This window comes from Novosphingobium sp. BL-S-20 (assembly GCF_055521635.1).
Map to the genome: position 1 here is coordinate 1,183,587 of NZ_CM145493.1, position 13,870 is coordinate 1,197,456.

10 protein-coding genes are annotated in these 13,870 nt (G+C 64.3%); 6 read left to right on the forward strand and 4 right to left on the reverse strand.

Annotation, left to right across the window (positions count from 1 at the left end; all coding sequences use genetic code 11):
* The first annotated feature begins 14 nt into the window (after positions 1 to 14).
* From ACZ1II_RS05040 to ACZ1II_RS05055, 4 genes are all read left to right on the forward strand, one after another.
* The gene (locus ACZ1II_RS05040) at positions 15 to 812 is read left to right on the forward strand and encodes a transporter (protein WP_465143323.1); all 798 of its coding nucleotides are present in this window, start codon (positions 15 to 17) and stop codon (positions 810 to 812) included.
* A 201-nt stretch (positions 813 to 1,013) separates the two neighbouring features.
* The gene (locus tag ACZ1II_RS05045) at positions 1,014 to 5,150 is read left to right on the forward strand and encodes a molybdopterin-dependent oxidoreductase (protein WP_465143324.1); all 4,137 of its coding nucleotides are present in this window, start codon (positions 1,014 to 1,016) and stop codon (positions 5,148 to 5,150) included.
* Positions 5,151 to 5,473: 323 nt separating this feature from the next.
* Entirely contained in the window at positions 5,474 to 5,722 is a 249-nt protein-coding gene (locus ACZ1II_RS05050; RefSeq protein ID WP_465143325.1) for a hypothetical protein, read from the forward strand.
* Positions 5,723 to 5,767: 45 nt separating this feature from the next.
* Positions 5,768 to 6,415, forward strand: a complete 648-nt coding sequence (locus tag ACZ1II_RS05055) for a YbhB/YbcL family Raf kinase inhibitor-like protein (protein ID WP_465143326.1) — start codon at positions 5,768 to 5,770, stop codon at positions 6,413 to 6,415.
* 107 nt (positions 6,416 to 6,522) lie between these two features.
* Here ACZ1II_RS05055 and ACZ1II_RS05060 read toward each other — a convergent pair whose 3' ends face one another.
* The 3 genes from ACZ1II_RS05060 to ACZ1II_RS05070 form a co-directional block, all read right to left on the reverse strand.
* The gene (locus ACZ1II_RS05060; protein ID WP_465143327.1) at positions 6,523 to 8,358 is read right to left on the reverse strand and encodes a DUF885 domain-containing protein; all 1,836 of its coding nucleotides are present in this window, start codon (positions 8,356 to 8,358) and stop codon (positions 6,523 to 6,525) included.
* A 77-nt stretch (positions 8,359 to 8,435) separates the two neighbouring features.
* On the reverse strand, positions 8,436 to 9,662 hold the full coding sequence (gene metC / locus ACZ1II_RS05065) for a cystathionine beta-lyase (RefSeq protein WP_465143328.1): 1,227 nt from the start codon (positions 9,660 to 9,662) through the stop codon (positions 8,436 to 8,438).
* A gap of 81 nt (positions 9,663 to 9,743) precedes the next feature.
* Entirely contained in the window at positions 9,744 to 11,093 is a 1,350-nt protein-coding gene (locus ACZ1II_RS05070) for a hypothetical protein (RefSeq protein WP_465143329.1), read from the reverse strand.
* Positions 11,094 to 11,292: 199 nt separating this feature from the next.
* Here ACZ1II_RS05070 and queF point away from each other — a divergent pair, with 199 nt between their 5' ends.
* Positions 11,293 to 11,754 (forward strand): preQ(1) synthase, encoded by a 462-nt coding sequence (queF, locus tag ACZ1II_RS05075; RefSeq protein WP_465143330.1) that lies wholly within the window; start codon positions 11,293 to 11,295, stop codon positions 11,752 to 11,754.
* 105 nt (positions 11,755 to 11,859) lie between these two features.
* Here the strand turns inward: queF and ACZ1II_RS05080 are convergent, their stop codons facing one another.
* Entirely contained in the window at positions 11,860 to 12,126 is a 267-nt protein-coding gene (locus tag ACZ1II_RS05080; protein ID WP_465143331.1) for a hypothetical protein, read from the reverse strand.
* Between the two features lie 118 nt (positions 12,127 to 12,244).
* On the opposite strand from ACZ1II_RS05080, the gene ACZ1II_RS05085 reads away from it, so the two are divergent.
* Positions 12,245 to 13,804 (forward strand): GNAT family N-acetyltransferase, encoded by a 1,560-nt coding sequence (locus ACZ1II_RS05085; protein ID WP_465143332.1) that lies wholly within the window; start codon positions 12,245 to 12,247, stop codon positions 13,802 to 13,804.
* Positions 13,805 to 13,870 lie beyond the last annotated feature (66 nt).

Consider the following 13,870-nt stretch of genomic DNA (forward strand, 5'->3'; position numbering starts at 1 on the left):
CTATAAGGCGTGACATGCAACTTCGACTTACCCTTCTTGCCGCACTGATGGCGGTCCCAACGACGGCGCTGGCGGAGGACCGCGACTATTGTCCTGACCGTCCGGGCATCGGCACCCCGGCCTGCACGATGGACCCAGGTCGCTTCTCGCTGGAAACCGGGCTGGGCGACTGGACCTTGAACCGCGATTCCCTGCAGCGCGAGGATACGATCGTGCTGGGGGATTTCCTGCTGCGCATGGGCGTTGCCGAACATGCAGAAGTGCAGGTCGGCTGGACCGGCCTGGGCTTCGTGCGGACGCGCGACCGGCAGACCGGCGCGCTGGATCATCGCAGCGGTACCGGCGACATGACGCTGGCCTTGCGGCGCAACCTCGTCAATCCCGACGGTTCGGGTTTCTCGGCGGCGGTCATGCCGTTCGTCTCGCTGCCCACCGGCGGCGGTGCGATCGGGGCGGGCGACTGGGGCGGCGGTGTCAGAGTCCCGCTCTCCTACGAACTTACCTCCGAGGTCAGCCTGGAAGCGGTGCCCGAGTTTGACGCCGATGTGGACGAGGACAGGCACGGCCGTCATTTCGCGTTCAGCAATGTGGTCGGCGCATCGGTCAAGCTCGACGAAGCCTTGAGCGCGACCGCCGAATACCAGTTCCGTGCCGTTCGTGAAACCGGCGATCATCACCTGGAACACGTTTCTGGTCTGTCGCTTGCATGGCAGACTTCAGACGATTTACAGATCGATCTGGGCGCGAATGCCGGGCTGGACCGGGACAGCGACGACCTCGAAGTCTATCTGGGAATTTCCCGCAGGTTCTGATCCGGCTCATGCTGCACCGCGAAACAGGCGCTTGCAGCGAGCCGTCGGTTACGGCAAGATAGACGCGACATTCGGATTGCGGCCCGCAACGGTGCGGGCAGCGATCCATCGGTCCGCAAGGGCCGGGAAACAAGGCAACGACGCCATCGGTCGGACCTGCAAGGGTTCCGGCCGGTGGCGTTTTTTTCGTTTGGGGAAGACGTGGCAAGCAGCAAGGTCAAGAGCGCATGTCCCTATTGCGGTGTCGGCTGCGGCATCGTCATGGAGGTGTCGGGAGGGCGCATCGTCAAGGTCGCGGGGGACAGGGACCATCCAACGAACTTCGGCCGCCTCTGCACCAAGGGCAGCACCTGCCATGTCCCGGTCACTGCGCCGGGACGGGCCGAGACGGCCTATGCCCGCATCGAGGGAACCCGCGACCAGGGCGCGATTCCCATGGCCGAAGCGATTACGCGCACCGCACAGGGCCTGCGCCGGATCATCGAGCGGGACGGGCCGGATGCAGTTTCGTTCTACGTCTCCGGGCAGATGTCGCTGGAGGCGCAGTATCTGGCCAACAAGCTCTGCAAGGGCTTCATCGGCACCAACAATATCGAAAGCAATTCGCGCCTCTGCATGGCAAGCGCGGCGAGCGGCTACAAGCTCTCGCTCGGCGCCGACGGGCCGCCGGGGTCCTATCGGGATTTCGACAAGGCCGATCTGTTCTTCGTGATCGGCGCGAACATGGCCGACTGCCATCCCATCCTGTTTCTGCGGATGATGGACCGGGTGAAGGCCGGCGCGAAGCTGATCGTCGTCGATCCGCGCCGTACCGGCACGGCGGACAAGGCGGACCTGTTCCTGCAAGTCCGGCCCGGCACCGATCTCGCCCTGCTCAACGGGCTGCTGCAGCTGCTGACCGAACAGGGCCGGATCGACACCGCTTTCATCGCCGCCCATACCGAGGGTTGGGAGGATATGCCCTCCTTCCTCGCCGACTACACGCCCGCGAGAGTTGCCGAACTTACGGGGCTTGCCGAGGCGGACTTGCGACAGGCGGCGGAGTGGATCGGTGAAGCGGGCGCCTGGACGACCTGCTGGACCATGGGCCTCAACCAGAGCACCCATGGGACCTGGAACACCAATGCGATCTGCAATCTCCACCTCGCGACGGGGGCGATCTGTCGCCCCGGTGCGGGGCCGTTCTCGCTGACCGGACAGCCCAATGCCATGGGCGGTCGGGAGATGGGCTACATGGGTCCGGGCCTTCCCGGCCAGCGCGCGACAACCAGCGATGCCGACCGGCATTTCGTGGAGGATGTCTGGGGCATTGCGCGGGGAACCCTGCGGGCGGAGGCAGGTGCGGGCACCGTCGCATTGTTCGAGGATATGGCGGCGGGGCGGATCAAGGCCTGTTGGATCATCTGCACCAACCCCGTCGCCAGCGTGGCCAACCGCAAGACGGTCGTGGCGGGGCTGGAAGCGGCCGAACTCGTGATCGCGCAGGATGTCTTCGTCGATACCGAGACCAATCGCCATGCCGATCTGATCCTGCCTGGCGCGCTCTGGGCGGAAGCGGAAGGGGTGATGATAAATTCCGAACGCAACCTCACCCTGATGCAGAAGGCCGTCGACCCTCCGGGAGAAGCAATGGCGGACTGGGAGATCATCGCCCGCGTCGCTTGCGAGATGGGCTATGCTGATGCCTTCGCGTACGCCTCCGCAGCCGAGGTCTTCGAGGAAATCCGTAGCTTCTGGAATCCACGCACGGGCTACGACCTGCGCGGAGCCAGCCATGAGCGGCTGCGCGAAACGCCGCTGCAATGGCCTTGCCCGCCCGACGCCACAAGCGATCGCAATCCCATCCGATACCTCGGCGGCGGAGCGAGCCGGTCCGGGGAGCATGGGGAGGACACCGATCCCGCGCCCATCGTCTTTCCCACCGAAACCGGCAGAGCCATGTTCCTGCCGCGCCCGCACCTGGACCCGGCGGAAATGCCCGATGCCGAATTCCCGCTCGTTCTGAACACCGGCAGGCTCCAGCATCAATGGCATACCCTGACCAAGACCGGGAAAGTCCCTAGTCTCAACAAGCTCAATCCTGGCCCCTTTCTGGAGGTTCACCCTGAAGATGCGGCCGCGCTGGGGATAGGAGAAGGAGACAAGGTCGAACTGCGCTCGCGCCGGGGGCGAGCCGTGCTTCCCGCCGTCGTTACCGATCGCGTCCGACCCGGTAGTTGCTTCGCACCGTTCCACTGGGGCGACGTTTTCGGCGAGGACCTTGCCGTCAATGCGGTTACGAGCGATGCGGTCGACCCGCTGTCGCTGCAACCAGAATTCAAATTCTCGGCGGTCGCGCTGACCCGGCTGTCAGGCCCGGCCGGAGAAAACGGCAGCATTTCGGCAAAGGATGATCTGACACCGCTCCTGTCGGAACTTTCTCACTCGGGGGCGAACCCACCGTCGTCCCGGCAGGCCGCGATGGACATGTTCGCACAGATCTTGGGGCTGTTGCCGGAGACGCGTCCGGAACTGCTGCCTGAGGAGGAGCGCTATCTCTCCGGATTTATGGCCGGACTGCGAAATTGCGCACCCTCGACAATTGCTCCAATGCTACCCCTGAACGCACCATTCGGAGATGATAATCGTCACTATATCAATGGATTGATGGCGTGTATTCTCTCTCATTCTCATAGTGTGCAAAGCGCCTGGCCGACCGGAAGCAAATCTGCAGGAGTGCGTTCAATTGAAATCCTGGTGCTCTGGGCCTCGCAGACCGGCAATGCGGAGAGCTTTGCGGAGCACTGCGCAGCAAGGCTCGAAGAACGATCCTGCCAGGTTCGCCTCGCCTCGCTCGACAGTGTGAAACCGGCTGAACTCCCGGAAGCCGGGCGGGTGCTTTTCATTGCCAGTACGTTCGGCGACGGCGATGCGCCGGACAATGGGGGTGCTTTCTGGAACGCGCTTATCGCCAACACGCCATCCGGCATGGCGGATTTGCGCTATTCGGTCCTCGCGCTAGGGGATTCCAGTTATGATGAGTTCTGCGGTTTTGGCCGTAAACTCGATAAAAGATTGGAAGAACTAGGGGCGGTTCGCGTCGTTCCGCGCGCCGATTGCGAACCGGATTATGAGGAAGCCGCCGGCCGGTGGCTGGACGATGTGCTTCGTGCCATGTCTGCCGAACCTGCGGTCGCGCCCATATCCAGCCGGATGCAGGCCGAGAAGCCGGCAAGGATCGCTTACAGCCGAAAGTCACCGCTGCACGCCCGGATGACCTGTAATACCCTGCTCAGCGGTTTGGGTGCGCAGAAGGAGGTCCGGCAATTCGGTTTCGATCTGAAGGGAAGCGGCTTCACCTACCGGGCCGGCGATGCTCTCGGTGTCTGGCCGGTCAACTGTCCGGTCCTGGCAAGTGAAATCGTGGAAGTGCTAGAACTCGACCCGGAAGCGCCGGTAACGGTCAAAGGGGTGGGAGAAGTCGCGCTCCACGATGCGCTCCTGCACCATTGGGATATCTCAAAGCCGACGCGTAATATACTGGAATTGATAGCGGACCGTTTTCCGGAAGCGGCTTTCGCACCGCTTCTCGATCCCGATCGCAAACCGGAATACGATCGGTTTCTGCGTGAGCACCAGATTGCCGACATTCTGCATGAAACCGGAGCCAGGCTCGAAACGGCCGATCTCGAGCAAGTCATGCGGCCGATCCAACCGCGTTTCTATTCAATTGCCTCCAGCCCGCTTGCCCAGGTGAACGAAGTGCATCTCACCGTTTCGGTCTTGCGCTACAGCAACAAGGGGCGCCGCCGCGGCGGGGTGTGCTCCGCTTTCATGGCCGATCGCGCGGAGGAGTTGGGGGCAGGATTGTTCCTACAACCGGCAGCGCATTTCCGGCCGCCTGCCGATCCTGGCCGCGCAGCGATCATGATCGGGCCAGGCACCGGCATTGCCCCATTCCGGGGGTTTCTCCAGGATCGTCAGGCCACCGGTGCTACGGGAAGCAACTGGCTTTTCTTTGGAGAACAACATGAAAGAAGCGACTTCTACTATCGTGATGAGATAGAGGTCTGGCGCCGTTCCGGGCACCTCGATCGGCTCAGCTTGGCCTTTTCGCGCGATCAGGCGGAAAAAGTCTACGTTCAGGGCCGCATGATCGAGGAGGGCGCCGAGCTGTGGCGCTGGATCGACGGCGGCGCGCATTTCTACGTCTGCGGGGATGCGAGCAGGATGGCCAAGGATGTCGATCTGGCCTTGCGGCGGATCGTTTCGACACATGGCGGCATGAAGCCTGACATCGCCGACGACTATATCGCCCAGATGCGGGAGGACCGGCGTTACCTTCGCGACGTTTATTGAAGAGGGCGATGAAACCGGGATCGGGCCGCGCGCGTTTCTTCGATTGTCTCACACAAGGAGATCGGTGATGGCTGACAGGCTGGAACATCCCATACCGGACGCGGCATCGCGTGTAGCCTTATCCGGCGGCGCGGATGCTGTCCTTGCCGCCCCCGTAGACAGGCTGGCTCGTTCGTTTCTGGGCTGGCTGCTTGCCCGGCGGGACAGGGTGCCTGGATCGGACGCGATGGAGAGTACGCAGATCGCGTGCCAATAGCGCGTTTCGATATTGGAACCGGAACGCGAATGGCGAGTTCGGTGGTTTCTCTCATCAGGAGTACGATATGCCGTCAGCGACGTTTGAAACCCTGGAAGGCGACGAGATCGATGTGGATGCCGGCGAAGTCGTAAGCATCGCTGAAGGCGAGGACGATGGAACCACGCTTATCGAACTGGATGACGGGCAGGAAATCACTGTCGTCGCCAGCCCGGTGGAGGTTGTCGCCGATCTGGGGCTGGACCCGCTCGAATTTCTCGACCTCGATGAGGATAGTGCCTCCGATGAGGACGACGAGGATGAAGAAAACGATTGAAGTCCGAGGCCGGCCTGCGGCCTTCATTCGAAATCTGGAGACCTTATGCTGGAACATCTCCCCCGCTGGCTAGGATCGCTCATGACCAATGTGCGGGCGGGCCATGCCAAGCTCGCCATCGTGCAGGATGAGGTAACGCGCGGATCGGGTTTCATCGACCTGTCGAGTCCGGCTTTCGCCAATGGCAGCCGCTTGCCGCAGCGTTTCACGGCGGACGGCGAGGGGGTGTCTCCGCCGCTCGTATGGGGTGAGGTGCCCGAGGGAACGGTCAGCCTTGCCCTGCTTGTCGAGGATCCGGATGCTCCCGCTCCGCACCCCATGGTCCATGCCCTTATCTGGAACATGCCACCTGAGGTTCGGCGCCTTGCCGAGGGCGAAATCGTGGCCGATGGCTTTGGCACCGTCGATGGCCGCGACGTCGGGCGCAACAGCTACTTCCTCGAAGGTTGGCTGCCGCCGGACCCGCCGCCGGGTCACGGCGTCCACGACTATGTGTTCCAGCTTTTCGCGCTCTCCGAAGCGATCGACGTGGACGACAATCCCGGCCGTTCCGAAGTCGTCAGCGCGATCAGCGGCAGAGTGCTCGCCGCAGGGATGCTGGTCGGCACTTATTCCCGCGAGGAGCCTCTGCGGGTTCAGGAAGTGACGGAAACCTCAGTAACGGCAGGTGGATCGGGGATGCAGACGGCCTGAGACCGGCCATCTTACGGCCTAAGGAATGAGGAACGGTTTGGTGCTCTAGCGCCGAAAGCTGCGCGCAGGATGGGTCTGGTTACCCATCCTGCGCAGATGCCTCAGGTTCAGGCAGATGCCTTGCGCGTGGACACCCAGTCGTCGACCACCCGTTCGAGCACCGTCAGCGGCATCCCGCCGCCAGCCAGCGCCGTGTCGTGGAAGCCGCGAATGTCAAAGCGGTTACCGAGCGCCGTCTTGGCCTTCTCGCGCAGGCGGACCCATTCGTTGTGGCCGACCTTGTAGGCGCAGGCCTGACCCGGCCAGCTGCAATAGCGATCGACCTCGGAGGTCGCGCCGCCTTCGGCACGGCCGGTATTGTCGATGAAGTAGCGGATCGCCTGCTCCCGGCTCCAGCCCTTGGCGTGGATGCCGGTATCCACGACCAGACGCACGGCGCGGAACAGCAGGCTCTGGTAGAAGCCCACCCGTCCTAGGGGATCGTTGTCGTAGGCGCCCAGTTCGTCGGCCAGCTGCTCGGCATAGAGACCCCAGCCTTCGGAATAGCTGGAGAAGAACAGCAGGTTCATCAGCTTGGGCGCTGCAGGGCTTTCCTGCTGCAGCGCGATCTGCAGGTGATGGCCCGGAATGGCCTCGTGATAGGTCAGGGTGGGCAGGCCGAACTTGGGCCAGTTGGCGGTGTCGGTCAGGTTGATCCAGTAAATCCCCGGCCGCGTTCCGTCGAGGCTGGGCGGATTGTAGTAGCCCTGCGATGCGCCTTCCTGGATTTCGGGCGGCACGCGCTTGATCTCGACGCCTGACTTGGGAAGGCGGCCGAATGCCTTGGGCAGCAGCGCCTGCATCGCCGCCATCTGCTCGTTGAGGTGCGCGACCAGTTCCACTTTGGCCGCATCGGTATTGGGATAGACGTTGGCCGGGTTGGCGATCAGCGCGGCCATGCGCTCGCCTACCGTACCCTTGCTGAACCCTTGCGACTTGAGCAACGCGTCCGAGCGGGCAGTGAGGTCGGCAACCTGCTCCAGCCCGATGCGATGGATTTCCTCGGCGGTCAGGCGGGTCGTGGTGATGTAGTTCAGGCTATTGGCATAATACTGCGCGCCTTGCGGAAGGCGCGAGACCGAGGCTGCGTGCCCGGCCTTGGGCTGGATGGCCTTGAGGGCATCGTTCTGGCGTTGCAGGGCCGGATAGACGCGCTCGGTGACGAGCTTCTGCACTTGTGCGCCCCAGTCGCCGGCAATCGCCTTTTCGTGGGTGCGGCGGACGATCGACTGCACCAGCGTGGAATCGCCGGCGGCAGTGCCCAGCATGCCTGCTTGGAGACCGATGGTCTTGCTGAGGATGAAGTCAGGCGGGATGACGCCGATGCCGAAGTCTTCGCGCATCCGATCGGTCTCGGCATCCAGCACATCGGCGAAGTCGTTGACGCGCGAGACGTAAGCTTCCGCATCCGCCGCCGTCTTGATCGTGTGCTGGTTGTCGAGGAAGTCCCCGGTGCCGAGGTAGGCGCCGCCGCCCTGGCTGACGCGGTAGATCTGCGGCCATCCGCCCTGGCCATAGGGAATGGCGAAAGTCCTGATGACGGCATCGAGGTTCGCCGCGATCGTATCGTAATAGATCGCATCCTGCGCATGCAGCTTGGCCCGGTCGATCGCGCCAAGCTGGGCGCGCGCGGTGCGGACGAGGTTGCGGCTCTTTTCCTCTTCCTCGCGGGTGGGAACGGTCAGGCGGGACTTCAGTGCCGCACGCGCGCCGGTATCCAGACCGAGCTGCGTCGCCGTTTCGGGCGATTCATCGACCTGCGCGTCGAAATACTTGTCCATGAAGGCGACAAGCGCGGGGTTTGAAGCGGTCGGCGGTGCGGTTACGCGCCCCAGTGCAGGTCCTGCGGCAACGACGGCGGCACCCGCCGATGCGGTGGAGAGAAAACGGCGACGGTCGATCATGAAAGCTCCGGCGATGGTTTATCGCCGGAGCCTACGCCATGGACGGAAGGAAATGCAATCAGGCTGGAAGTCCGCTTTTATGCAACCGTTCCAGCGCCTCGCATGGCGGCGAGGGCCTGTTCGATATCGGCGATCAGATCGTCCGCATCCTCAAGTCCCACCGCCAGACGTACGCCGTAGCGGTCGGCCTCGTTGCGCTGCTGCGGCGGCCAGGCCATGACGCTGCGATAGCGGGTCGGCTCGATCGGCACGACGAGGCTTTCGAAGCCGCCCCAGGAAAAGCCGATGGCGAAAAGGTTCAGGGCATCGATGAAGCGGTTGCGGTCGGCCAGGGTGCCGTCCTTGAACACGAAGCTGAACAGGCCGCATCCGCCCGTGAAGTCTCGCGCCCAGATATCGTGGCCGGTCGAGCCGGGCAGCATCGGGCAGAGCACTTGCGACACTTCGGGCCGGGTTTCGAGCCAGCGCGCAATCTTCAGCGCGGATTCGGCTTCCTGGCGCAGACGCACGCCCAGCGTGCGCAGCCCGCGCAGTGCAAGCGCGGCGTCGTCCGGCGAGACGACGATGCCGAGCTGCTGCGATCGTGCGCGCAGCTTGCCATAGAGTTCCTCACCGGCGCTGGCGCTGCCCATCATCAGGTCGGAATGGCCGCCGACATGTTTGGTGAGCGCCATGACGGTCACGTCCACGCCCTTTTCCAGCCCCGCGAAACCGAGCGGGCTGGCCCAGGTATTGTCGAGCACCGAGACTGCGCCTTTCGCGCGCGCGATGCGGGCGAGTTCGGGCACGTCGCAGACTTCCATCGAAAGGCTGCCCGGCGCCTCGATCAGCACGGCGCGGGTACGTTCGCAGAACAGCGCTTCGTAGGCGGGGATGTCCAGCGGGTCGTAGAAGCGGGTCTCGATGCCGAAGTCGGTCAGCATGCCGGTGCCCATCGCGCGGGTCGGGTCATAGGCATTGTCGGTGATGAGCACGACATCGCCCGGACGCAGCAGCGTGAGCATGACTCCGGCCAGGGCGGCGACGCCGGAAGGGTAGATCACGGTGCCATGGGCGCCCGGCTCGATCTTGGTGAGAGCCTCGCAGAGCGCCCACTGCGTGGGCGCGCCGCGGCGACCGTAGAAGAAGCGACCGTCCTCGTTCCGGCTCGGCCCTTCGGCCAGCGCGGCGGTGTTCTCGTAGATATGGGTGCTGGCGCGCCAGACCGGCGGGTTGACGACCGCGCCGGTCCACTCCTTGCGGCGCCCGCCGCCGACCAGCTTGGTGAAGGGGGCCAGCTCGTCGAAATTGTCCAAATCGCTCAAAATGCTCTCCGCTCTTGAGCGGGTAGCCCTAACGTGAGGTGCGGCCAGGGTCGAGAGGCAAGGGCGTTTATCGTGCTCCGATCAGGCTGCGATGGGCGAATTGGGGTCTTGGCCCAAGGTTCGCCCCAAGCTTCTCGCTACTTCGATCTCACGGACGGAAATGGCGGCGTGGTCGCGCGGGCCGGTGTCGAGACGGATCGGGGCGAGGCCGGAGCCTTCGCCGGAAACCCCCAGGGTGAAGACCCTGCGCTCCAGATGGCCCAGCTCGTCGGCGAGGCAGAGGCGCACCAGCGGCACGAAGAGGCTGGCCTGACCCTGGCGCATCACGCGGATGGCATTCAGCGGCAATTGCAGTTCGCCCTTGAACTCGCGCGTTTCGCCGGGGGCGAGGGCTTCGAGCGAGTGTCGCAGCGGCAGGGCCGCCGGATCGGGCGCGAGTTGCTCGCCCTGCGACAGGGAGGCGTGGGCGGAGATCATGTCGCCCAGTACGCGCCACGGCTGCGAAAGACCGCTTTCAGGCGCCGACAGCGTGAGGCGATATTGCAGCGTCGCGTAAACGAGCGAGAGGCGCAGGCTCACCGGCTCGAAATGAACCGCGATCACGCCGGGACCGGCAGGAGCGGGTTTCGGGGCGGGCTGCGGTGCAGGACGGCGCTCCGGTTCGGGATTTCGCGGCGGCTGCACGCGCGGGATCGGCGAGACGGAGGGAACCGGATCGAGCGCAGCGACGGGTTCGGCAGCAGCGACGGTCGAGGGTGCACCCGCCTCGTCAGCGATTTCGTCCTCCGGATCGGATTCGGGTTCGAGACCGGCTTCCTCCCAGGCGGTGGCGGGCGCGCGGCGGCGGCGGAGCAGGGCGAAAGCGCCGATGCCCACCCCGACCAGCGCCGCCGGGATGGCGAGCCACCATTCCGGCCAATGCGGCGTGGTGGCAGGTTGGACTGCGGTTTCAGGCGCAGCGGAGGGCATGGCCTGCGGCTGGGCGGTCTCGCCGGTCGCCGGAGCCGCGGGGAACGGAACCGGCTCGGGCGAGGGCGTGACTGGCGATGAGGGCGCGGCAGTGGTCGTTGCCTCCACGCGCGGCGCTTCGGTGGGACGTGCGGGGGTAGCCGAAGGAACCGGGGCAGGTCCAGTCGCCGCGCGGGGCTGCGGACGCTCGGTAACGCGAACGGCTGGAGGGGGCGGCGCCGCGATCGTCGGAACGGGCGTCGGCTGGGCGAAAGGCGTGGCCGCAGGTGTCTCAGGCGCCGTATCGCGCGGCGAAACGCTGGGGTTCTGCGGATCGACCGGCCCTTGCGAACGGGGCGCGTTCTGGCCTTCCTGCTGGCCCGGCGGCAGGCTCCATGTGCCTTGCGCGAATGCCGTCGTAGGTCCCGCCAGAAGGCCGACGACAAGCGCTGCGCGTGAAAATGGTGTCGCGAATTTAGTCACAATGCCCCGCATCAAGCTCCCAGCCTCTGTACCGATCCCAAATGGACCACGCGCTGAACCTTGCGTTAATGCCGAAGGTCCGCGCGGCGAGACGTGAGCGATCATAGCCGAAATCGTGCCTCTCGGGCAATCTCGCCGGAACCGCTTTCCCCGTCGCAGCGGGTTGAAGCGGAGGGCCGGGACACCTATCAAGACCGGCATGACTGACACTTCCATAACTCCGCTGCATCTCGGCCAGACCAGCGCGCTGCCGACTTCGCCCGAAGAGGCCGTGCTCGACTACGTTCCTAATCCGCGCCAGGGCAGCCTCTATCTGGTGCGCTTTGCCGCGCCGGAATTCACCTCGCTCTGCCCCGTGACCGGCCAGCCCGACTTCGCCCATCTGGTGATCGACTATGCGCCGGGCGAAACCATCGTCGAATCCAAGAGCCTCAAGCTCTTCCTCGGTTCGTTCCGCAATCACAACGGCTTCCACGAGGACGTGACGGTCGGCATCGGCCAGCGCCTGTTCGATGAGATGAAGCCGCACTGGCTGCGCATCGGCGGCTACTGGTATCCGCGCGGCGGCATTCCCATCGACGTGTTCTGGCAGTCCGGCGCGGCGCCCGAGGGTCTCTGGGTGCCGGATCAGGGCGTCCAGGGTTATCGCGGCCGCGGCTGAGAGGGATTAAGCAGGGGCGCCGGTTTGCGCCGACGCCCCCAAAGCTCCCGGACTTTCCCTCGGGCTTTTTCATTCCCGAGGTCCGTGTCGGGATACGTCTCGGCATCATTTCGAGGCGAACTGCACTCCATTGACACGGCGCAGATCGACCGACCCTTTCCCAAGCGAGGCAAGCTGGCGGTTTGAGAGGCACTGAGCGTAAACCGTGGGCGCTTCTGCCTTGAGCGCGGCTTCGGTGGCCAGTGCATCGTCAAGGCGGGCGGTGCATTCGGCGCGCGATTCGTAGGTCTGGACGGGCGTGGACAGCCTTTCGCAGGCCGATCCGTCGTCGCTGCAACCGAACAGGGCGAGGGCGATGAGTGTAGTGCTCACAGGTCTCTCCTTTCGGGAAGAATAACGGTCGCCAAGCCGAAAATATCCCGCAAGCGACGGGAAAAGAGTCTTTTTCGGCACGGGAACCCTTTGCCGCGTCGTGCGTAGAATTCGGTCCATGGACCAGACCAAAGCCAAGCTCATCATTCGCCCGGCCACTGTCGGCGACGCCCCAGCCATCGCCCGGCTCTCGGTGAAAGTCTACGGCAAGGCGGACGCCTTCACCCGAGCCGAGATTCGCGGCCAGATCATCAACTTCCCCGAAGGCCAGTTCGTGGCCGAATACGAAGGCAAAGTCGTGGGCCACTGCGCGACGATGATCGTCACCGCCGACCAGGCCTTCCGCCCGCACAGCTGGGAAGAGATCAGCAACGGCGGCTACGGCCGTCCGCCCGCAGAAGACGGCGATGTGCTTTACGGCTTCGAGGTCTGCGTCGATCCCGATTATCGGCGCCTGCGCATCGGCCAGCGGCTCTATCGCAAGCGCAAGGAGCTGTGCCAGTACTTTGAGTTGAAGGGCATCGCCTTCGCTGGACGCATGCCGGGCTATTCCCGTCGCAAGCGCCAGTATCCCAACCCGGCCGATTACGTGCAGGCGGTGAAGGACAAGAAGGTCCGCGACCAGGTCATCCAGTTCCAGATGAACGAGGGTTACGAGCCGCGCGGCATTCTGCCCGACTACATCCCGAACGACAAGGAAAGCGGCGGCAATGCCGTCATCATGTACTGGACCAACCCGCTCGCCCCCCGCGACACGGGCAAGGCGGTGCCGGGCTTCAAGGAGCGCGTGCCTTCCAACGTGCGCGTCGCCACCGTCCAGTTCATGATGCGCAAGATCGAGACGATCGACCAGTTCGAGGAGCAGGTGGAGTACTGGATCGATGTCGCCGCCGATTACGAGAGCGACTTCGTGGTCTTCCCCGAGCTGTTCACGCTCGAACTGCTCTCGATCGAGGAGACCAAGCTGGAGCCCGTCGCCGCCATCGAGAAGATCGCGGACTATACCGAACGCTTCGTCGAATTCATGCAGCGCATGGCGGTGAGCTACAACATCAACATCATCGGCGGCTCGCACCCGACGCGGGTAAAGCTGGGGCAGGGCAAGAGCGAAATCCGCAACATCGCCTATACCTTCCTGCGCGACGGGGCCGTGCACGAAACGCAGAAGCTGCACCCCACCCCATCGGAGCGGCGCTGGTGGAACGTCAAGGGCGGCTACGGCGCCAACGTGATCCCCACCGACTGCGGGCCGATCGGGGTGATGATCTGCTACGACAGCGAGTTCCCGGAACTGGCGCGTCACCTCGTCAATCAGGGCGCGTTGATGCTCTTCGTGCCGTTTTGCACCGACGAGCGACGGGGCTTCCTGCGCGTGCGTTACTGCTGCCAGGCGCGCGCGGTGGAGAACCAGTGCTATGTCGTCACCTCGGGCGTCGTCGGCAACCTGCCGAACGTGGAGAACATGGACGTGCATTATGCGGAGAGCGCGATCCTGACGCCCTCCGACTTTCCCTTCGCGCGGGACGGCGTGGCGGCGGACACCGCGCCCAATACGGAGACGATCGCGATTGCCGATCTCAGCCTCGACGCGCTGCTGACCGCGCGTCAGTCGGGCGCGGTGCAGAACCTCAAGGATCGCCGTTTCGATCTCTATAGGGTGGAGTGGACGCAGCAGTAGTGGGTGGGCGTTCGGGTGCTCAGCCCGCACGTTATACCCCCGTCATCCTGAACTTGTTTCAGGATC

Excerpts from the sequence above, each read along its gene's own strand:
- ACZ1II_RS05055 (WP_465143326.1), top strand. The coding sequence starts at position 5,768 with ATGCTGGAACATCTCCCCCGCTGGCTAGGATCGCTCATGACCAATGTG.
- ACZ1II_RS05040 (WP_465143323.1), top strand. The coding sequence starts at position 15 with ATGCAACTTCGACTTACCCTTCTTGCCGCACTGATGGCGGTCCCAACG.
- ACZ1II_RS05050 (WP_465143325.1), top strand. The coding sequence starts at position 5,474 with ATGCCGTCAGCGACGTTTGAAACCCTGGAAGGCGACGAGATCGATGTG.
- ACZ1II_RS05085 (WP_465143332.1), top strand. The coding sequence starts at position 12,245 with ATGGACCAGACCAAAGCCAAGCTCATCATTCGCCCGGCCACTGTCGGC.
- queF (WP_465143330.1), top strand. The coding sequence starts at position 11,293 with ATGACTGACACTTCCATAACTCCGCTGCATCTCGGCCAGACCAGCGCG.
- ACZ1II_RS05060 (WP_465143327.1), bottom strand. The coding sequence starts at position 8,358 with ATGATCGACCGTCGCCGTTTTCTCTCCACCGCATCGGCGGGTGCCGCC.